Raw genomic sequence first — 21,699 nt, forward strand, 5'->3', positions numbered from 1 at the left:
TTAACGTTGCATAGTCTTAAGTCATCCACAAAATAAGTTAGAATGGAGAAATGATCATGCGTTCAGTAAAAATTATGGCCGGCCTGAGTAGTACCGTCACGCTGGCATTACTAGCACTGAGTCCCGTTGCTGCCATGGCGGCCGGTCCTGGAACCACGACGAGCAACTTGACCACGGTTTCAAGCGGCTATGTTGCTGACACGACTGGCTCTGCTGAAGCGGCCTCAGATGCAGAATTCACTGTCTCACCAGGCAGTTTGACCTTAAATCAAGTACCAAATATTTCATTAGGTAGTGCTGGTGTCAAAAGTATTGCAACCGCTGACACAACGCTGCCAGTTGTTAGCGGTACCACAACTGGTGGGACAGGCTACGATGGAAATAGTTCTGGTACCTTGAATGTTAGCGACTATCGTGGTACTCACGCCGGTTGGTCGTTATCGGTCGGCATGGGACCGTTCACTTCTGGCGCCAATACCGTCACCGACGCTAAATTAACGTTGAATGAAACGGCCGGCACGTTAGATAACACAGCCACGGCCGCGCCAGTCAGTCTGTTATTGTCTCAGGGCACGGTCACAAGCGGCTGGATCAGCAATCCCGAAAACTTGTGGAATGCGGACACCAACACCGGTGAAGGTAATAACACTGCGACGACGGCCACTAGCAGTAGCCTATTGATTAGTAAACAACCCTTGATTTCAGCTGGCACTTATACCGCAACTTTGTACTGGGCACTCGATAGCGCACCGATAACGGTCAAACCAGCAAGTTAACGTAATTGAAACGCTTAGCATGACTAGAGGTGGCTGGAATGTCGTTACGCAAACTAATTTGGGGGTTGTTAACTTTAGGCCTACTCGGCGGACAAGCATTTGGATTTCCACTGTCAGTTCAAGCCGCTCAAACGCCGACCGCAAACTTTGTCGTCACTCCTTTATTTCCTAAGAATCAATTGTCAACTAAGGATGGTTACTTCAATCTCAAAGTCACGCCGGGAAGTACCCAAACGTTAAAACTGTCAGTGAATAATCCCGGAACAACTCGACGCGAGCTACAGATTATTCCGGTCAATGCGACGACCGCGGATTCTGGCACGATCGTTTACATTCCGTCCAACCGCACTGATCCATCCGCAAAAACGACTTTTACAAAAATGACTTCGCCAGCGGTGACCGTTGACTTAGCACCACACCAAGGAAAGACCGTCTCGTTTGTAACCAAAATTCCTAAGAATGGTTTTACCGGTGAAATCTTAGGTGGCCTCTTCGTCACTAATCCTAAAACTAGCAAGGCGAGCACGAAACGGACAGCGCAAAATTTCCAATTGGCCAACCGCTATGCGGTAACCACTGCCGTTGCACTTTGGTGTCAGCCTAACCAAGCGGTACCTGCCAAGGTCCAATTAGCTAGTACGAAAGTTATCACCAACGATGCTAGTACCGCACCTGTCGTCGTTGCCAAACTCCGTAACTTAGCTCCCATTGCGTTTGGTGAACTCAAGATTAAGACTCAGGTTTTTGAAAAGGCAACTGGTCACGAAATCGTTTCACAGACCTTGAAAAATCGCTCCATGGCGCCTAATAGTTGGTTCAATTCTGAGATTGGTCTCGGTGATAAGCCCCTAGCTCCCGGTAAGTATACCTTGAAAATGCAGTTAGCTAGTGGTGACCGTCATTGGCGGTTTACCCAAGACTTTACGTTATCGAAAGTGCGGGCGCAGGAACATAATACGCGCACTAAATCCGTTAAAGGAGCCGCAACCGCGTGGTACTGGTTCGCTCTTGCAGGTGGCTTAGTGCTAGTCATCGCTAGACTTGCGTACTGGCTTGGACGTCGGCACAAAGATCACTAAGTAGAACGAAATCATCAAAGATGGTCCTGACGACATGTGCAACCAACATATTGTCAGGACCGTTTTTTTGATTTTTCAGTGGATCATCATCCTGGCACTAAACGGTTAATAACTAAAGGTTGAAAGTTAAATTTAGGAATTGATTACTGCTGTATCGGTATTTAGACTGATGCAAATGAGTTAGTCCGGTTGCCACTGATGATATGCGGTCCCGGAACGATTGCAAAAGTCGCAATTGTCCCGGACCGTCCGTGGTGTAAGTCCGGCAAAAAAAGCGCCGCACCAACACCACCTTCGCGACCGATGCCATCAGTGACAACCTCCGATTATCTAAATCGCAATAGTGAGTCTGTTTTGAGCGCAGTCGGGTAGCCTTGGTGTGCTGTGTCGGCAAGATTGGCAGGCTTTTCTTATCTGCCAATCTTGCGGGGCGATTCAAAGACGTGGGTTGTCGGCTTGGAATTGAGGGAGCAGACCGTACTTTGGCTGGGACCGTCCCCCATAGCACACTAGGGCTACCCGACGGAGCGGATAATTTAGGCATGACTATTGATACTGTTATGGTGTTAATAGCAGTTTTAGACTTTTCAACCTTTAGTTAATAAGGAAAATAACGCAATAAAACTTGTGGTTAGGGTTTTTAAGCCAAATATCTTAAATTGAAGTTATCAGATCGGCATATCTGAGTTGAGGAAGTGATGGCGATGAAGACCAGAAAACGAATTTTAATTGCGGTTTGGTGGCAACATCAGTACATGTGGCAGTGGATCATCGCGTTAACGGTAAGCTTATTAGTGTGGTTTGAGGATCGACTAGGGGCGTTGGCCGCCACGACCCATTTTCATGATCGTATGGAGGATGTCCGGTGGCTCTGGCGTGATCGAACCTTGCACTTGGGGACACTGGCCATGATTACGGTCATGGTTATACTAGGCCTAGTCCTCATGGCCCGTATTCAGCGGCGACACCACTTGGCATAAAATCTAGGTAGGAACGCAAAAGAGAGTGCGACAAATTGCCTTTTGTCGCACTCTCTTTTTAATATTTTAATTAATTTTATGATGGCAGTTATTCTGCCAATTCAAAATAATCGTTTAGGTAACGGGCAACTCCATTTTGATCATTATCATAAGCCGTCGTATCGTCGGCCGCCGCTTTGATTGCAGGGGTGCCGTTGGCCATGGCAATACCCAGACCAGCGTATTGGAGCATTTCTAAATCGTTATGTTCATCCCCAAACGCGATAATGTCGCGACGTGGAATCTTGAAGTAATCAGCTAAGTAAGCGACGCCCTTGGCTTTATGAACGCCCTTAGACGTTACTTCTAAGATAGCGTTGGGGCCGCCCCAAACGCCAACGTCGACGAAGTCACCAAAGTGTTTGTTGATCCAGTCGATCACGGCAGTCCGGCGATCCATCTGAACGATTAAGACCAATGAATTCGGGTTCCGGGTCAACGTTTCTGGCGTTAATCGGGGACTGTTGGCAATTTCTGGGAAAAACTTGCCCGCAATGAGGTCTTGACCAGCCGTCATGGTACTATTCTTGTTTTCAGCAATGATTTCGCTAATGCCTAACTGTTCACGATATTGGACCAGTGCCAACACGATCGCCTTGTTAACGGTGAACTGGTATTCAGAATCCCAAGACTGGTGTGGTAGGTGCCCTAATGAGCCGTTAAAGTTAATCATGGGACTAACGAGCTGTAAGCTATCGTAAATGGCTTGTGAGCCCTGATACGATCGACCAGTAATAATGCTAACAACGTGACCCGCAGCTTGCAAACGCTGCATCGTTTGGATGGTTGCTGCGTTGAGCTTAGAATCTGCATTCAAAGTAGTTCCGTCTAAATCTAGCGCAATTAGTTTTCTTTCCATATCAATCAAACCTCTCATTCACCACAGTTAATTAGTTAAATTTAGCATAGATTTCTTATGATTGCGAATCTTTGAATCCTTGCGGTGCGGGTGAAATGTGGTAATCTAATTGAGGATACTTTTGTGACTAGGAGGGCTTTTTGTGGAATTACCAGCAGAATTTATTAGTAAATATAAAAAACTTTTGGGTGACGAAGCCCCAGCATTTTTAGCCGCTTTCGACGGTACCGTTGAGAAGGGGTTTCGGGTCAACCCTAACAAAGCGGTGACGCCTGCCATGACGGCTAAAATGACTGAACGGATTCCGTATAGCCCAATCGGTTACTACGGTCGGGTCAATGGCAATGCCATGGAACATTTGGCGGGTGCCGTGTACAGCCAGGAACCCAGTGCCATGACCGTGGGCGAGTTTGCGCGACCCGAACTAAACGAACGGGTGTTAGATCTTTGTGCGGCGCCCGGTGGGAAAACGACCCATCTACTCAGCTACTTGAAGCAGACGGGGCTGTTAGTGACTAATGAGATCAATCCGAAGCGGGTAACGGCTTTAGGTGACAACGTTGAGCGTTACGGGGCGTTGAATACGGTCATTACGAATGCGGCACCGGACGCGTTGGCAAAAGAATTTTCTGGATTCTTTGACCGAATCTTAGTGGACGCACCGTGTTCCGGTGAAGGGATGTTCCGCAAAGACCCGGATGCCGTTCAGTATTGGACGCCTGATTATCCGGCGGAGTGTGCTACCCGGCAACGTGAAATCTTAACGGAAGCCGTCAAAATGCTTAAGCCCGGTGGTCACCTAATCTATTCGACTTGTACGTTTGCTCCTGAAGAAGATGAACAGATGATGGCTTGGCTGTTAAAGACTTATCCCGAGTTTGAGTTAGAACCATTAACAAAGACGGCGGGAATGGTAGATGCTAAGCCAGAATGGGCCGATGGGAATCCTGAATTAGCAAAAGCGGTGCGGTTATTTCCACACCGCATGCGTGGTGAAGGACACTTTATCGCTAAGCTTATTTACCATGGTGAAACGGCCGCAAAGCCAAAACGGACGGTGCGTGATGAATTGACGCCGGCTAATCGCCAACTCTGGCAAGACTTCTTGGATAAGGCGGGCGTGAAGCACTTTCCACCATTGGTTTTACAAGCACACGGCGACCAGCTCTACGGTATCCCAGCCGCGATGCCGTTAACGCGCAAGGCCAAGGTCTTTCGGTCCGGTATCTTACTGGGTAGCTTTAAAAAGAAGCGCTTTGAACCTAGCTACGCCTTAGCGCTAGCCAGTGATGCGATTGACTTGCCTAAAATTGCGATTGATCATGACCAGTGGCAAAAGTACGTTCACGGTGAGACTTTCCAATTGGCAACGGCGGTGAAGAAGAACGGATTCCGCGTTTTGACCTGTGATGATTTACCGGTCGGTTTCGGAAAAGTCGTCGGTTCGACCGTTAAGAACTTCTTTCCAAAAGGCCTACGTTTTCTCGCAACGCCGGATAATACTAGTTTATAGATTGTTAAAAGTGATTTAATAATGATAAAAAAAGTGGGTTTGGAACAAAACTCAAAAAGTCAATCAGGAAAATTTCTGGTTGGCTTTTCCTATTGCTATGGTCGAAACGTGCGCCAAAAGGCAATTTGTTCCGCTTAACCCGAAAGCAGTGATTATTCCAAAACCCAGGAATAATCACTGCTTTCACGTTAATGCTCGCAAATTAACCACCTTTTGTCCCACTCTTGCTTTTTTATCTGGACCGTTAAAAATTCTAACTGAAAGTCTTCGTCTGAACAATTTGCACGCAGTCAGGGCAGTACGCCACCGCGTTGACTTGTAGGAAACTGCGAATTTCACCCAGTGTTCGGTGTGGGACTTGCAATAAGAAATAGGCGCGGTCCGGCCGTTTTAGTGGCTGGCCACAATTTTGACAGACTAACATAGCCATTTCCCCCTCGTTGATTTTCTTAATCATAACGGGGTATCAATCAAAATGATAATATAGTCAATTGTAAACAAAATTGCCTTATTAAAAGACAGTTGGTTATAACAATAAGCTTAAAATCGCCACTGAAAAGGATTCCTTTCAGTGGCGATTTTCTATAGCTGATTATGAATTTAACGACTGCTTGTACGCAACAAGATCAGCTGAATACGTTAATTTGTCAGTCATCGTGTGTAACTGCGTGACGGTGGTCGCACCGACTAGCGCCATCAGCAGGCGTAACTGGTCCTGCCAGGCCATAATCATGGTTTCGACTTCTTCGTTGGTGTGATGCAACAGGGCGTGTAGGATGGTTCCGGCAACGCCCACCGCATCGGCGCCTAGCATTAACGCTTTTAAGACGTCGAGTGGCTGTCGAACGCCCCCGGTCGCCAGAATGGTGAGGTCTTTAGGATGATCTTGAACGGCCAAGAGTGATTCAACCGTTGTCAGACCAAAGTTATGGAGGTAGGCCATGTCGCGTGCGTCCCGTCGCCGGTTTTCGATGTCCACGAAGTTGGTGCCACCGTGACCACCTAAATCGAGGTAACGGACGCCGGCTTGGTAGAGTTTAGTCATCGTGGGGCGTGAAATACCAAACCCAACTTCCTTAGCGATAACGGGAACGTTCAAGTGACGAACAATGTTTTCAATGTTTGCTAACCAGTGAAAGTCGCGGTCGCCTTCAGGCATGACGATTTCTTGAACAACGTTTAAATGGAGTTCCAAAGCATCGGCCTGTAACATGGCAACGGCCGCTTGCGCCGCAGCCAGTGAATGTCCCGCCCCTAAATTACCAAAGACGAGGCCAGCGGGATTGTTTTTCCGAACGGTCGCAAATGTAGGCGCTAGGTCGGGATCTTTAATTGCAACGCTTTGTGACCCCGTAGCAATTGGTAGGTGGCACGCCGCTGCAATTTGGCTTAAGCGGGTATTGAGTTTGCCAGTCTGTTGTGAACCGCCAGTCATGGCTTCGATATAAAGCGGACTTTCCCAGTGCCACTGACCAACGGTTGTTGCTAGGGTGACGTCGGCGACCCGGGTTTCCGGGAGGGCGTCGTGGCGAATCTTCACTTGGTCGAATGAGTTGGGTTGTGCGCCGTGGTAATATTTTTCTGCCAGCGAAACGTGCTCGTCTTTACGGTGTGATTGTTGACTTTGCGGCACAAAGGCCACCTCCAATTTAAAAAGGGCCCGGGACGGATTTCCCGGACTCGTTTCGGATTTTTAAAACTTAGTTAATCGCAATCGTGATTAAAATCAAAATTTGTAAGTGTCATCGGTTACGCGTTGGATATTGAGTCGTCACTGACCGTGTGAACGGTTAAATTCAACTGTTCAATACCATCGTGCGCCCACTGTTTTAATAAGTTTGCTGGGTTGATTGCCTGGTCGATTAAGACGATCCCACAATCACCACCACCGGCACCGGAAGTTTTAGCAGCGGCACCCGCAGCTTCAGCAAGGTGAATCATTTTCTTTAAGATGGGGGTCTCGATGGTCACGTGACTGAAAGCCCCTAAAGTTTGTAATAAGTGGCGGTTACAACGAATTTCGGTTTGAATCGCCTGTAAATCCCCAGCGTGAAAGCCAGCAATCATCCGTTTTAGACAGGCTTTGCTATCTTGTAAGAAGGTCTGGTACTCGCCCCGTTGCTTAGCTTTAACTAAAGCCACTTTATCGACTAAATGGGAGGTCGATGCGGGGGAGCCGGTCCACCCAATCATCAAGCGTAAATCAGCTGGTGGGGTAAGCAGGTCGATTTTTAAATCCGGCCAGTCCATGTCCAGCAACTCACTTAAACTTGTTTGCTTTCGTTGAACGTGGAGCCAGTCCCGATCAAAGGAATGGTAGGCGATCCAGCCACCGTAAACACTGGCGGCGATGTCACCCAAAGAACCGTTACCTTGTACGGATAGGTGGGCAATTGCGGCTAATTTAAATAGCTTAGGCTTGTCCATGGGTAGGTGGTAGAAGCGGCAAAGTGCTTTGACCGTTGCCACGGTGACCGCTGCGGATGAACCCAGCCCGTACTTTTTGCCGTCCGCACTGTCCAGTTCGCTATTGATGCCTAAGTGGTAGACGCCTAGGTCGCGTCCTAGTTCGTGGGCGTAAGCTTCCGTCAGACTAATCGCAGAGAGAATGTAATGAAACGGGTTATCCCGGTTGTCAAAAACCATTGCATCTCCCTTACGGCGCCAGACGATTGAATTTTCCTGATACTGCTTGGAGACAATGCTCCCAACCGTATCACTGGATGAAATTGTAGCGGTCACAAATTGATCTAACGCCACGATAATCGCTGGAAACCCACTTTCAACCACGGCGTATTCTCCCGCAATGTAAAGTTTTCCAGGTGCTTTCACCGTAATCATGCCATCATGTCCTTTCATGGCCTGCGCAGACGTTTCACGTAGCCATTTCTAAATTAACTTATGCTTCTGTCATTGTAATCCCAGGTCCCGGTTTGGCAACAATCAGTTGTTCCGGGGCAAAGTATTGTTGTAACGCTGTCTTAATCACAGTCGTATCGTGACCCGCACAGATGATCTTCACGTTTGGGCCAGCATCCAAAGTATAATAACAGTTTATCCCGTGTGCACGCAAGTCTGTCACTGCCTGAATCGCAGTCAGCGTATCAGCCGTGAAGTAGTTAAAGGCGGGGGCCGCGCTTAAATTAAGGGCGTGCATCCGCATTGCGTTGGTTTCAGCAATGGTTCCGACCGCTGCTAAGTCCTTAGCGGCAATTGCTGCGCGCATTCGGGTTAAATCAGTTTCGGCAGTTTCGACCCAAGCAGGGTAGTACGGGGAGGTCGCAACGACGCGCGCCATACCATCCGTTGAACTAATCGGTTTTTTGGTTGCTTTGAGGACGACGGCAATCATTTGAATATCCCAATCCACGGGGTCTTGAATCACCTCAGCAAAGGAAGATTGGTCGTCGTGCCCAGCATGCCATTCGACAAAACCACCAAAAATGGAGCGGGTGGCGGAACCGGAACCCCGGCGTGCTAACCGACTCAGTGCAGTCGCGTCTAGGTCCATGCCCGCAGCGCGACTACTAGCAGCTGCAAGGGCCGCAAAGCCAGAAGCTGAAGAAGCGAGCCCTGCCGAAGTAGGCACGTGATTCGTTGTTTTGACCGCTGCCGGGGCATGCAGGCCGCTTCGCTGACGAACGAGGTCTAAAAAGCGACTGATTCGTTGGGACTGTGCTGGTTGGAGGAGTTGATCGTTGAAGTAGACTTGATCGTGATTTAATTGAGTGTCAAACGTGACACTCGTTTCGGTATAAAAGTGATCCAATGTCAAAGAAATGCTGCCATTTTGTGGCAACATTAATTGCGCGTCTTTTTTTCCCCAGTATTTGACGAGTGCGATATTCGTATGGGCTTTCGCCGTTACTGTTTTAGCCATAGTGTTCCTCCAAAGTTAATCATTCGCAAGCAGGGGTTCGACCCACGTTGCCGTGGCGCCCGCTGCGGACAGCTTTTGTGATAAATCATTTGCGATACTTTCTTCAGGTGCGACGGCAATCATACAACCACCCTGACCACTCCCGGTCAGCTTAGCGGCAACCGCACCGTTTTGCCGGGCAACGGCTAAGAGCTGTTCTAAAGCGGGATGACTGACGCCTAGTGAGCGCAAATCGTCTTGCGCGCCGTTTAACGCCCGGGCCAATTTTGGTAGGTTACCGTCGGAAAGGGCGTCCCGAGTCATCCGGGTGAGGTGCCCGAGGTCGTCGATACGTTGTTGAATGGTCTCGCCTTCGACAATTAGCAGGTTTCTGACCGTTGCCACGGCAACCTTGGTCTGACTTTTAATCCCCGTATCGGCAATGACTAAGTAGCCTGGCAGCTTGACGGGAATCGGATAATTTTCACGGCCCTTAACAAACCATACCGGTGAAGTGGCACTGGCCGTGGCAACGTCTAAGCCGCTTGGTTGGCCATGTGTGTAACTTTCAGCTACGTTTGCTGTTTTCAATAAGGTCTGATGAGACAATGGTTGTTCGAAAAAGTCATAGAACGCCCGGGTGACGGCCACTGCTGCCGCCGCTGAGGACCCCATCCCACGTTCAGACGGGATGTCGCTTGTAATGTGAATATCGAAGCCCTGTTCAGGTGCGTCAAAGCGGGCCAATAGGGCTTTAATCAACGCTTGGATACCGCCTAAGTTAGCGGTCATACTGTTGAAGTCTCCATTAAAGTACCGGCTTTTAACCAGTTGTGCCGTTTCACGTCGGTGAATGACGGCTTGCATTTGAATCGTCGAGATTGGGAGGGCAATGGCGGGTTGACCGTAGACGACCCCGTGCTCACCAATCAAAATAATTTTGGCATGACTAGTACCGGTAGCTAGATTTTTCAATCGTGTCGCTGCCTTTCTAAAATGAATTAATAATAGGATTATGATACCTTATTATCACGCTTTTTACCACGGTTGCCCGGTGACAAGTCCCAGTCCGTATGAATCATTAGAAATTTTAGGCCTCAACTATGTTCGGTTAACAATCATTGCAATGAGCGTCTTTCCGTTCACTTGCTTGAAAATTTATGGCTAGGTCACCAGTCAAAGTTCACATGTGTATGATAAAATGAGAAAAAGATTAAATTCAGACCGGCTAACTCGTTTGTAAAGTCGGATTTAGGGCCGGTGTTTCTAGTGACCAAACGGAACGGAATAACTTTACTGGTATGCTATAATTTAATTTGAGAATGTTGGCATGAATTCAGTGCCAGCACATTGATATAGACTAAAATTTGGGGAAATGACCATGAAACCAAACACAACCTATGCCGTCGTTGATATTGAAACGACTGGTACTAGCGTTAAGGATGGCGACCGTATTATCCAAATCGGCTGTGCGTTCGTCAAAAATAATAAAATAATTAATACATTTGCGACCGACGTCAATCCACTGACCACGGTACCGCCAGTGATTGAAAACCTGACGGGAATTAGTAACGCACGGGTTCGAAAAGCACCACCGTTTGATGACTTAGCGGGTACCGTGTACAGCCTGTTACAAGGAACGGTGTTTGTGGCGCATAACGTTAATTTTGACTTACCGTTTATTAACGCCGAATTAGCACGGGTGGGTTATCCAGAATTGCCAATTCAGGCCGTTGATACGGTCTCACTGAGTCAGATTCTGTTGCCAACGGCGTCGAGCTTTCGGCTACGTGATTTGAGCCAACTACTAAATATTAATCATGAACATCCGCATTCCGCGGATAGTGACGCAATCGCTACGGCCCACTTGTTCATCTTTTTGCAAAAGCGGTTGGCACAGTTGCCGTTGATCACCTTGCAACAGATGGTGCAGTTGACGCCAGAGTTGCCACGTGAGACGGCTGAGCTTTTTTCGTACGCGTTTCAACAGGGCAAGCAACACCCGTCGCGGTTGCCAAAAGATTTGATGATTCGCAACGGGATCGCCTTGAGAAAGCAGTCGTTACCGCAACAAGCCGTTGGCCGTAAAGCACCACGTTATCCATTGACTAAAGCCCAAAAGGTACATCTATTTGGGCATAATTTGACTTACCGGCCGCAACAGGCGCGGATGATGAATCAAATCTACCGGCACTATACGAAGGATCAAACTAAAGAAAATCCATTACTGATTGAAGCACCTACCGGAACGGGGAAAACGTTAGGGTACTTATTACCACTCGCTTATTTAGCCCATGATGATCAGCAAGTAATTGTCAGCACCGCAACAACGGTCTTACAGACGCAGTTGCTTGATCAAGGTGTTCAGTTGTTGAATGCGTTGCTTCCAGAGCCAGTGACGGCTGTCGTCATTAAAGGAAATCAACACTACGTTGATTTGAACCGCTTTGCACGGGGACTAGCCCTGCATGAGCATTCAAAGCAAACGCAACTTTTGAAATTGCGGGTGTTGGTCTGGTTAACAATGACGACGACCGGGGATTTAGACGAATTACACTTAACGACGTATCAAGCGCCGTACTTCTCGGAAATTGCGCACCATGGGATCGGCTCACTGAAAGCTGACGATCCGTTCTTTAAGGAAGACTTTTTACGTTTTCGGGATCAGTTGACCGCCCAAGCGACGTTCATTATTACCAACCACGCTTATTTGATGCAACACGTTGCGCAATTAGGTAGTCGCCAGCAGCGACCGTTACTCGTTTTAGACGAAGCTCAGCATTTGGCTGACGGGGTCTTACGAGAATCACGGCAAAAATTTGATTTTAACTTTTACATGTCGGCCTGTCACAGTTTGACGAGTCGAATCGATCAGGACCACGGGTTGAGTTTGCGGGCATTATTCGCGGAACAACCTCAGGCGGATTACCGGTTGAAACTGTTAGATAACTCACTGGGTGATACTGATTTGCATTTACAGCAAGTCCAAGCGGCGTTGGCACGTGAGTTTGTCCCGCATCAGAAGGGCGGTAGTCAACCAGTCGAGATTGGCGTCAATACGAGCCAAATTACCGAGTTCTTCGCGGAACACAACCCGTTAATCAAACAATTACAAACGGCGATTGAAAACTGTTTCTTGCAGTTTCAACAGCTTAACGAGCAGTATCACCACGATCAAGCCCAGATTTTACCTACTGAACAGCACGTCTTAGATGATTTTTATAACCGGTTGCAAGTTTTACGCCATGGCTACGACTTGCTACAAACTTGGCTAATGCCGGCGACCCGGGAACAACGGGTCTTCTGGATTACGTTAAATCAGTGGCATGACCGTGGGAGCCTGAACTTATCTGGAAGCTTGATCGACACTCAGGGCTACTTCAAAGAACGTTTGTACCCGTACTTCAGTGCACCGTTATTGACCGGGGCAACCCTATTTTCAACGGGTAAGTCCCAGTACGTGTACAATCAGTTGGACATTGACGCAGCCACGGCGGAGCACCATCAGCTTTCGACGCCGTTTGACCTGGAAAAACAGGCCCGGTTAATGATTGCGACGGATGCAACCCCAGCCGAACAGCCGAGTGGGAAGCAACGGGTCGCTTACTTATCACGTGCCATCGAACAGATCGTGACCGCAACGCCTAAACAGACCTTAATCTTGTTCAATTCGTTGAATATGATCGAAGGGGTCTTCTACGGCTTACATCAAGGCAATCTAAGCGCTAATCGGGAAATTCTAGCGCAAGGGGTCAACGGGAGTCGCGAAAAGCTCTTACGCCGGTTTATTCAAGGCGACAACGCCATCTTACTGGGTGCCGCTAGTTTCTGGGAAGGCATTGACTTACCGCAAGATCAGTTGGAATTGTTGATTATCACCCAACTGCCGTTTGAGTCGCCCGACCAAACGACGACGAAGGCACGTTACCAACAATTACGGCAAGCTAAACTGAACCCGTTTTATAATGAAGCGGTTCCTAAGGCGGCACTGAAATTACGTCAGGGACTAGGCCGATTGATTCGGACGAGTCAGGACCGGGGGGCTGCGGTCATCTTAGATGATCGGTTGGTTACGAAACGGTATGGGCAAACGATTTTAAAGGCGTTACCTAAAACGTTACCGCCAAGTAATGGCTCGTTAGATGAAATTACGGGTAAACTTCAAAGTTTTTTCAAAACTGAGTAAGAAAGCATTCCGCTGACAGTTAAATTTGCTATAATTAATTTATCTGTTTTTTGAAAGGATCAGGATAAAGATATGCGAGTTCAACGTAGAAGACGCCCGGAACGGGTGATTATGATCGTTTTGTTAGTCGTATTAGCGATAATTGTCGCCATCTACGGGACGTTATGGGTTGCTCAGCGGCCGATGCACCAGGCACAAAAAACGGCGTACAGTTTAGCTGTCAGCAAAGGCAAGTTAAAAACGACGACCGGGTTCTCGCAGTATAACGGAGAACAGAGTTATTACGCCGTAACCGGGACAACGAAGAAAAACGTGCCAGTCTACGCCATTATTAATACCAATTCCAAGCACCAAACGACCGTGGTTAAGCAGACGGCGGGCATTTCCCGCACGAAGGCACTGCGTAAAGTTTGGGCTAAGCGTAATCCCAGCAAGGTCATTAAGGCCACGCTAGGTAAGTACGATGGTGAAGTGGTCTGGGAAGTCACGTATCTCAATAAAAAGAACAACTTGTGTTATGAAGTTTTACAATATTCAAATGGTAATCAGTTAAAATCAATACTCAATATCTAATGCTAAGGGGTGCGGATGTTTATGGAATTATCACGAAAAGTCATGCAAATTCAACCGTCGGCAACGTTAAAGACTAGTGCGATGGCCAAACAAATGATTGCTGATGGAATCGATGTTATTAATCTGGGGATTGGTGAACCAGATTATCAGACACCGGACAATATTAAGCAAGCCGCTATTGATAGCATTCAAAACGGAAAAGCTAGTTTCTATACGCCTGCGACCGGATTGCCAGAATTAAAGCGTGCAATCAGTGCTCGAATTGAGGCCGACCACGGCTATCATTTCGATCCCAGCCAAATTGTCGTCACTGACGGGGCTAAGATGGCGTTGTTTACGTTGTTTCAAGTTATTTTGAATCCAGACGACGAAGTCTTATTACCAGTGCCATACTGGGTCAGCTACTCCGAACAAGTTAAATTGGCGAGTGGTGTTCCAGTTGAAGTTGGGACGGACCGGCAGTTACGGTTCACCGTTGCGGACTTAGAAGCACAACGGACCCCTAAGACTAAGGCCTTAGTCTTGAATTCGCCGCAAAATCCGTCGGGACTCGTTTTCAGTCAGGAAGAATTAACGGCCATTGTCAATTGGGCGGTTAAAAATGATATCCTAGTTATTGCCGATGAAATTTACGAGAAATTGCTCTATAACGGAAATCATTTTACGTCCGTTTTGGAGTTAGGCGATGCCAATATGGACCACATCGTCTTGATCAACGGGGTCTCTAAAGCGTATTCAATGACCGGTTGGCGAATTGGTTATGCGGCGGGCCCTAAAGCCATTATGGCGAAAATGGGAGTCGTCCTTGGCCACGCAGCCAGCAATCCGGCCGCCGTTTCACAGTATGCGGCGATTGAGGCCTTTAGTGGTGACCAGTCGTCAGTTGAAACGATGCGCCAGGGTTTTGAAGCGCGATTGAATGAACTCTATCCGTTAATCTCAGGATTACCAGGTTTTAAGATGACGGGCGGCAAACCAGCGGGGGCCTTTTACATGTTCCCAGACGTGACTGAAGCGTTACGTTTGACTGGTTATTCAGACACACCAGCTTTTGTACAGGCCGTGTTAGAAGATGCTCACGTTGGATTAGTGCCAGGTGAAGCCTTTGGGTTACCTGGTCACGTTCGGTTGAGTTATGCGACTGATATGGAGTTGTTACGCGAAGCTTATCGACGTTTACAAAAATTTATGGAACAAAAAATTGCTGAACAAGCAAAGTAATTGGAGGATGTAAGTAAATGGTGCAACAGATCAGCATTATGGATGCAAAAAGCCACGTAGATGAAAAAGTCAAAATTGGGGTTTGGCTAACCAATAAACGCTCCAGCGGTAAAATTGCCTTCCTACAATTACGTGATGGGACTGCCTTTTTCCAAGGGGTAGTTGTGAAGAGCCAAGTCACACCAGAAGTTTTTGAACTGGCTAAAGAAGTTAAGCAAGAAACCAGCATGTGGATCACGGGTGTGATTCATGAAGATAGTCGTTCCAAGTTCGGTTACGAAATCGAAGTGGAAGACTTAGAAGTTGTTGGTGAAAGTGAAGAATACCCAATCACGCCTAAGGAACACGGGGTTGATTTCTTACTTGATCACCGTCACTTATGGTTACGTTCAAAACAACCATGGGCAACGATGAACATTCGTAATGAAGTGATTCGTGCCACTTATGAATTTTTCAACCAAGAAGGATTCATCAAGATGGATTCACCAATCTTGACGGGGAGTGCGCCAGAAGGAACGACTGAACTGTTCCATACGGAATACTTTGACCGGGATGCTTACTTGTCACAAAGTGGGCAGTTATACGCTGAAGCCGGTGCCTTGGCATACGGTAAAGTCTTTACCTTTGGCCCAACGTTCCGTGCTGAAAAGTCAAAGACGCGTCGTCATTTGATTGAATTTTGGATGATCGAACCCGAAATGGCGTTCATGCACCAAGAACAAAGCTTGGAAGTTCAAGAACGTTACATCGCTCACTTAGTTCAATCAGTAATTGACAACTGTCAATACGCTTTAGATATTTTAGGGCGTGACGTTGAAACGCTCAAAAAGTATACGAAGTTACCTTACCCACGGATCAGTTACGATGAAGCCATCGACTTATTAAAAGCTAACGACTTTGACGTTGACTGGGGTGTGGACTTTGGATCGCCAGAAGAAACGTTCTTGGCTGACCACTTTGACCAACCCGTCTTCGTCTTAAACTATCCAAAGGCAATCAAGCCATTCTACATGAAGCCACACCCAACTCGTGACGACGTGGTCATCTGTGCCGACTTATTGGCACCAGAAGGCTATGGTGAAATCATTGGTGGGTCTGAACGGGCGACGGACTATGAATACCTACTCGACCAAGTCAAGAAGGCCGGCTTAGATCCTAAGGACTACGCTTGGTACTTAGACTTACGGAAGTACGGTAGTGTACCGCACTCTGGTTTCGGGTTAGGGCTAGAACGCTTCTTAACTTGGATTACAGCGGAAGATCACGTTAGAGAGACCATTCCATTCCCACGTTTGTTAAACCGCATTTACCCGTAAACTTAAAAATGAAACAATTGAGTAAGAGCGTGAGGCGCTGGTCTCACGCTCTTACTGTTCAAAGGAGATTGCAATCATTAACTAAAACATAGGAAAGTGTAGAACTATGTAGAAAAATGTCAAGCTTCCCACAGAGAGTAAATATGGAGGTGGCGAGCTTGGCAATGATTAAAGCTAGTGATAAGCCATCACAGTTCATTCACTGTAAAAAGTGAAAATTCGCGTTGTGGCTTGCCCAACTGAGTCAGTCTTATTTATACCAAAGAAATCATTCTCGATGATCAAATCACTGACATCAATAGTGGTCTAAATTATAATGAGAAGTGAAAAGACAAAACTGATTTGGGTGGTGATGATGCTGATGATTCGAACGCAAAAAGTAAGGCTTTATCCCAATCGTTATATGAAAAAGGTGCTCGATAGCCTTTGTGATTATCGTAGGTATTGCTGGAATGAAGGACTGGCTACTTGGAATGACATGTATGACTTATATACGATTGATCCCAGCAGTCCCCATCCCAGTGCTTACATAGTTCGGAATGAATTAGTTGCGAATAAAGCTGATTGGCAATATGCGTTATCAGCACGTGCCTTACAATTGGCGGTTGCTGACTTAGGTCAAGCTTGGCAGAACTTCTTTGATAAGTCACAACCTGACTGGGGTAAACCGACGTTCAAATCAAAAAAAGCCGCTCGCCAAGGGTTTAAAACGGACCGAGCTAAAATTGTCACTGGTAAGCTTCGCTTGGATAAACCGCACGGCGTTAAAGATTGGTATGACATCAGGATTAGCAAGCATGCTGATTTGTCAGGCACACTGAAGGTGGTCAGTATTTACCTTGAAAATGGGAAATACTGGGCCAGTCTTCCTTTTGAAGTTGAGCTTGAACCTAAACTACGAACTGGTCATAATTCAGCCGTTGATGTGAATGTTGGTCATTTGAATTACACGGCAGGTGTTATCAATACCTTACCTAAGCGATTACGTAAGCTGTATCAGCGGATCAAATTCTACCAAAAGCGGTTAGCTCATAAGCGAGTCGTGAATGGTAATAAGGCGACTAAGGGCAGTCGTTACGTTGCAATGAGAGCCAAATTGCAGCGTGACTATCGCAGAGTTGCCAATATTCAACACGACATCATGCAAAAGTTTACGACACAGCTAGTCAATGATTACGACAAAATTGTAATCGAAGACTTGTCCGTTAAGGCGATGCAGATGAGCCACGTTGCTTCTAAAGGCTTACAACGGTCAATGTTTGGCTATTTCCGCCAGATATTAACTTATAAATGTGACTGGTACGGTAAAAAAATGATACTTGCAGATAGCCAATACCCTTCAACGCAGCGGTGTTCAAAGTGTGGCCATACCAAATCTGGGAATGACAAAATCACATTAAAAGGTAATGCAATACATCAGACTAAGCATAGTGAATATATTTGTTATAGTTGTGGCGCAATACTTGACCGTGATAAAAATGCTGTTGCTAATTTACTAGCTTTAATCTAAAAATGAAAACTAAATGGGGCTGGCTAAGCCCTTAAGCTGCCATAGTTGGTCCATGCGATTACTCCCTAGTGGAATATCGGAATACTAGCGTCATAACGGCAGCAAGCAAAAATCAAGAAAGGAAATATGCAACCTTTCTAAGTGTAGAAATCAGCCATGATTTTCTACATTTCTCCATGTTTTGCATAGCAGGTTGCTGTTGCTATGGAACCTTTAGCACACGCATTGATTTATGATGGCGAGACCACGTTATCCAACGCCTTATTAGCGCATTACCGTGAAATTGGCGTGACTAACGATGAGTTCTTAGTGTATTTGCAGTTCAAGCGACTGATGGATCGGGGCAACCAGTTTCCCGATGCCGCGGTCGTTGCTAAGAGCCTTGGTGAATCGTCGAATACCGTTTTTCAGCGACTCCACGAAATGCTAGCAAAAAAGTTATTAACGATCGAATCAGTCACGGGAGACGATCAAAAGATTCATGATCGTTATAATTTTGATGGGCTGTACGATAAATTGGTCGTTGCGCTCAAGCAACCGGAACGGGCCCAAGCGACACAGAACGAGACGGCAACAAAGGCCAATCCCCGGCAAAAAGTCTTTACGGATATTCAGCAGGAGTTTGGCCGTGCGTTATCGCCGATTGAAATGGAGAGCATTAGCAAGTGGTTCGATGAGGACCATTATGATCCGGACGTGATTGGATTGGCGTTACGGGAAGCCGTTTTGCGGCAAGTCTATAATTTAACCTACATGGATCGAATCTTACTAAATTGGCAAAAACGGGGGCTTAAGACACCCGTACAAGTGGAAGCAGAACGCCAACGCAGCATTGAGCAACGGTTGAACTCAGAGCCCAAACCGAAGCGCCAAGTTGGTCAGAATGCCAAACCTAAGATTCCGTTATTTAAGATTGGCGAAGAAAATTCTAAACAGTAAATCAAGTAACCCCCAAGGTTGGAATCCTAACCTTGGGGGGTTTACTGTCAGACGAAAAAGTTTTCGAATCATTTGTGACTAGTAGAATAGGTTAACGTGATTAACTTATTTTGCCCTTTGTCGCTGATAGCCCTTATCAGCTGAATATAACTATTTATAATATCAAGAAATGTTTATGAATAATAAAAATGCCAAATTGGGCCTTAAATTAGCTTAGCAGTTAGATTATTCATAATAAATATTAATAATCAATTTAAAACTGGAATCTGTGAGACCACACAAGTTCCAGTTTTTGTTTATCGAAAATGTGCTATAAATGGCGGTGTACCAACGTTTGTAAGCTTGAACGTCACAAGTTTAACGGGTACACTATTTATGACGATGAATATTAAACTAATTTAAATATACGAGCAAGTCGGCTGTCAGACTAAATCCGGACTAAGTTTGACAGATTGATGGGACAAGGGGCGTTTTAAATGCATAAGAGCCAGCGAGAAGAATTGAGTCGTAATAATTTCAATAACAAGGTCGCTAACAGAGGGCGTTTGTGGGTGTTCGCTGGGGTGTTAATGATGACGACCTGGCAGGGCAATCAAATGCTTGTTCATGCTGATGAGACCAAAACGGACAGTACTAGTAATGATGCTTCTTCAGTGACGAGTAATGCGAGTCAATTAAGTGCTAAAACTGTGGCGTTGAGTAGCGCTAAGAATAGTGCGGATAGTTCAAGTGTTTCAACGAATTCGTCCGCGACGAGCGGTACTTCAACCAGCAGCACGAGTGCGGCAACGGTTAGTTCAACTTCAGCTCAGAGTAGTGAGACAGCAACAAGTGCAGTAGTGGGTAGTTCCAGCGAAAAGGGTCAGTCCAGCAGTACGACTGCCACTAGTGCTTCAGCTAGTGCGGATAAGACTAGTCAGGCGGGTCGCACGGTGGCGGTTTTATCTGCCGACACGCAAAAAAGTAGTGCGGCGGCCGTTAATACGGCTACAGCTACGCCAGTCAGTTCAGGTTCAGATGCGGCACAAGCTAATGCCCAACAGGCACAGACGTCACAGCCAGCGACTGGTAATCAGACGGTGACGACCGCAGTCGCGGCGATTGATTCAACTGTTGACGGGACAACTAATACCGAATTAGTTAATGAGATGGTCAGTCAAAACAGCCCAGTTATGGCTGGTAAAATGATGACGACGATGGCCATGACTAGTTCTGACCAACGGGTGACTAATAAACGAGCAGCCTTGTTACGGGCGGCCGTGGTCGCGGCTGACATTGATGCTGGTACCGACTGGAATATTGATAGTAGTGGTGTACTGCACCTTAATACTGGGGTACTGACTGCGAATACAGCGTCAAAGTTAAATGACGCGTGGACACCGAATGCAGCCAAAATCACCGCAATTTCGATTGATAGTCCGGTGACTGCCGGAACCAGTACAGCTAATTTATTCAAAAATTTAAACCAGGTAACGACGATTAATGGATTGACTAATCTTGATACGAGCCAGTCGACTAGTTTTGCTGATATGTTTTTCGGCATGACTAATTTAGCGAGCCTGGATCTGTCGAGTTTTAAGACTAGTCATGTGACCAATTTAGGAAACATGTTTTTAGGTGATTCTAACTTAACAAGTTTAAATGTGAGTGGTTGGAACACTAGTAAAGTGACTAACATGAGCCGAACTTTTAACACGTGTCAAAAACTGACTAATTTGGACCTGTCTAGCTGGGATACAAGTGCGGCCACTAATATGGATTCCATGTTTTTTGCGGATAGTGGTCTGACCAGCCTGAATCTTAAGAATTGGAATGTCAGCCAAGTGACATCGCTAACCAATATATTTGTGGGTGATACGGCTTTAGCTACGTTAAACGTTACTGGTTGGCAGTTGAATTCCAAAATCACAAGTTTGAACAAGCTTTTTGCTGGACTTAAGAGCTTAACTGAATTGGACGCGGATAATTTTAGTGCGAGTGCTGCAACAACGGTTGATAACCTGTTTAATGGTGACGTTGCCCTCACGACCCTGAATGTTAATAATTGGAATTTAAGTAGCGTGACGAGTTTGAAGAGTCTCTGGCAAGCATTGCCAGAGTTAACGACGGTCAAGGCTGCAAACTGGCAAGTTGGCCAAGTAACGACGGCCTTTCAGATTCTTTACAATGATCCTAAGTTGACCACGGTAGATTTAAGTGATTGGCAGACGGATAGCTTAACGACGATTCGGGGGGCTTTCAACCAGGATACAAGTTTAACCAGTGTTAATTTGGCAAACTGGGAGACTAGTAAAGTAACCGATATGGGCTATCTTTTCCACGATGATAGTGTGCTAACTGATTTGGCACTTACCAATTGGAAAACGGATAGCTTAAGCATAGCAGATAGTATGTTTAGCAAAACTAGTAGCTTGACAGCTGTAGACGTTGGCAACTGGGATACGAGTCATCTACAAAATGCGGCTAATATGTTTGGTAACATGACTAATTTAACTGATTTAGATACCTCAAAATGGAAATTAGACCAATTAACGGATGCTAATGACATGTTCAATGAGGATACAAAGCTTGCCACATTAGACACGAGTGGTTGGGGCCTTAGCAATTTGCAAAATGCCTACGCGATGTTTAGAAACATGACTAATTTAACTGATTTAGATACATCAAAGTGGAAATTAGACCAGTTAACAGATGCTAGTGACATGTTCTATGGGGATGCAAAGCTTGCCACATTAGACACGAGTGGTTGGATCCTTAACAATTTGCAAAATGCGGGAAATATGTTTGGTAACGTGACTAATTTAACTGATTTAGATACATCAAAGTGGAAATTAGACCAGTTAACAGAT

Annotated in this window: 17 protein-coding genes; 11 read left to right on the forward strand and 6 right to left on the reverse strand. The window is 46.4% G+C overall.

Going from position 1 to position 21,699, the window contains the following annotated elements:
• Nucleotides 1-56: 56 nt before the first annotated feature.
• From IV64_RS09860 to IV64_RS09870, 3 genes are all read left to right on the forward strand, one after another.
• Nucleotides 57-776: a WxL domain-containing protein gene (locus tag IV64_RS09860; protein ID WP_057707076.1), complete on the forward strand. Its 720-nt coding sequence runs from the start codon at nucleotides 57-59 to the stop codon at nucleotides 774-776.
• 38 nt (nucleotides 777-814) lie between these two features.
• Nucleotides 815-1,855, forward strand: a complete 1,041-nt coding sequence (locus tag IV64_RS09865; RefSeq protein ID WP_057707077.1) for a WxLIP family cell surface protein — start codon at nucleotides 815-817, stop codon at nucleotides 1,853-1,855.
• Nucleotides 1,856-2,559: 704 nt separating this feature from the next.
• Nucleotides 2,560-2,835 carry a hypothetical protein gene (locus IV64_RS09870; protein ID WP_057707078.1) on the forward strand — a complete coding sequence of 92 codons (276 nt, stop codon included), beginning with the start codon at nucleotides 2,560-2,562 and terminating at the stop codon, nucleotides 2,833-2,835.
• Between the two features lie 88 nt (nucleotides 2,836-2,923).
• Here the strand turns inward: IV64_RS09870 and IV64_RS09875 are convergent, their stop codons facing one another.
• Nucleotides 2,924-3,733: a Cof-type HAD-IIB family hydrolase gene (locus IV64_RS09875; RefSeq protein ID WP_057707079.1), complete on the reverse strand. Its 810-nt coding sequence runs from the start codon at nucleotides 3,731-3,733 to the stop codon at nucleotides 2,924-2,926.
• Nucleotides 3,734-3,875: 142 nt separating this feature from the next.
• Here IV64_RS09875 and IV64_RS09880 point away from each other — a divergent pair, with 142 nt between their 5' ends.
• Nucleotides 3,876-5,246, forward strand: coding sequence for an RsmB/NOP family class I SAM-dependent RNA methyltransferase (locus IV64_RS09880; RefSeq protein ID WP_057707080.1), 1,371 nt, complete (start codon nucleotides 3,876-3,878; stop codon nucleotides 5,244-5,246).
• A 253-nt stretch (nucleotides 5,247-5,499) separates the two neighbouring features.
• Here IV64_RS09880 and IV64_RS14410 read toward each other — a convergent pair whose 3' ends face one another.
• From IV64_RS14410 to mvk, 5 genes are all read right to left on the reverse strand, one after another.
• Nucleotides 5,500-5,670 carry a hypothetical protein gene (locus IV64_RS14410; protein WP_157061129.1) on the reverse strand — a complete coding sequence of 57 codons (171 nt, stop codon included), beginning with the start codon at nucleotides 5,668-5,670 and terminating at the stop codon, nucleotides 5,500-5,502.
• A 168-nt stretch (nucleotides 5,671-5,838) separates the two neighbouring features.
• Nucleotides 5,839-6,879: a type 2 isopentenyl-diphosphate Delta-isomerase gene (fni, locus tag IV64_RS09885; RefSeq protein WP_057707081.1), complete on the reverse strand. Its 1,041-nt coding sequence runs from the start codon at nucleotides 6,877-6,879 to the stop codon at nucleotides 5,839-5,841.
• Between the two features lie 116 nt (nucleotides 6,880-6,995).
• Entirely contained in the window at nucleotides 6,996-8,087 is a 1,092-nt protein-coding gene (locus IV64_RS09890) for a phosphomevalonate kinase (RefSeq protein WP_057707082.1), read from the reverse strand.
• A 58-nt stretch (nucleotides 8,088-8,145) separates the two neighbouring features.
• Complete coding sequence (mvaD, locus tag IV64_RS09895) at nucleotides 8,146-9,126, reverse strand: diphosphomevalonate decarboxylase (RefSeq protein WP_057707083.1); 981 nt, start codon at nucleotides 9,124-9,126, stop codon at nucleotides 8,146-8,148.
• 15 nt (nucleotides 9,127-9,141) lie between these two features.
• Nucleotides 9,142-10,080, reverse strand: coding sequence for a mevalonate kinase (mvk, locus tag IV64_RS09900; protein ID WP_057707084.1), 939 nt, complete (start codon nucleotides 10,078-10,080; stop codon nucleotides 9,142-9,144).
• A 406-nt stretch (nucleotides 10,081-10,486) separates the two neighbouring features.
• Here mvk and IV64_RS09905 point away from each other — a divergent pair, with 406 nt between their 5' ends.
• The 7 genes from IV64_RS09905 to IV64_RS09935 form a co-directional block, all read left to right on the forward strand.
• The gene (locus IV64_RS09905; RefSeq protein ID WP_057707085.1) at nucleotides 10,487-13,291 is read left to right on the forward strand and encodes a helicase C-terminal domain-containing protein; all 2,805 of its coding nucleotides are present in this window, start codon (nucleotides 10,487-10,489) and stop codon (nucleotides 13,289-13,291) included.
• 72 nt (nucleotides 13,292-13,363) lie between these two features.
• The gene (locus tag IV64_RS09910) at nucleotides 13,364-13,864 is read left to right on the forward strand and encodes a cell wall elongation regulator TseB-like domain-containing protein (protein ID WP_157061131.1); all 501 of its coding nucleotides are present in this window, start codon (nucleotides 13,364-13,366) and stop codon (nucleotides 13,862-13,864) included.
• 21 nt (nucleotides 13,865-13,885) lie between these two features.
• Entirely contained in the window at nucleotides 13,886-15,085 is a 1,200-nt protein-coding gene (locus IV64_RS09915; RefSeq protein WP_057707087.1) for an aminotransferase class I/II-fold pyridoxal phosphate-dependent enzyme, read from the forward strand.
• 20 nt (nucleotides 15,086-15,105) lie between these two features.
• On the forward strand, nucleotides 15,106-16,401 hold the full coding sequence (asnS, locus tag IV64_RS09920) for an asparagine--tRNA ligase (RefSeq protein WP_057707333.1): 1,296 nt from the start codon (nucleotides 15,106-15,108) through the stop codon (nucleotides 16,399-16,401).
• Between the two features lie 361 nt (nucleotides 16,402-16,762).
• Entirely contained in the window at nucleotides 16,763-17,911 is a 1,149-nt protein-coding gene (locus IV64_RS09925) for an RNA-guided endonuclease InsQ/TnpB family protein (RefSeq protein ID WP_083491651.1), read from the forward strand.
• 204 nt (nucleotides 17,912-18,115) lie between these two features.
• Nucleotides 18,116-18,850, forward strand: a complete 735-nt coding sequence (locus IV64_RS09930; RefSeq protein WP_057707089.1) for a DnaD domain-containing protein — start codon at nucleotides 18,116-18,118, stop codon at nucleotides 18,848-18,850.
• 476 nt (nucleotides 18,851-19,326) lie between these two features.
• On the forward strand, nucleotides 19,327-21,699 hold a 2,373-nt coding region (locus tag IV64_RS09935; RefSeq protein ID WP_202813324.1), incomplete at its 3' end, for a BspA family leucine-rich repeat surface protein.

Origin of the sequence: Lactiplantibacillus xiangfangensis (assembly GCF_001438845.1) — a bacterium.
In the GTDB taxonomy this organism is placed as follows: Bacteria; Bacillota; Bacilli; order Lactobacillales; family Lactobacillaceae; genus Lactiplantibacillus; species Lactiplantibacillus xiangfangensis.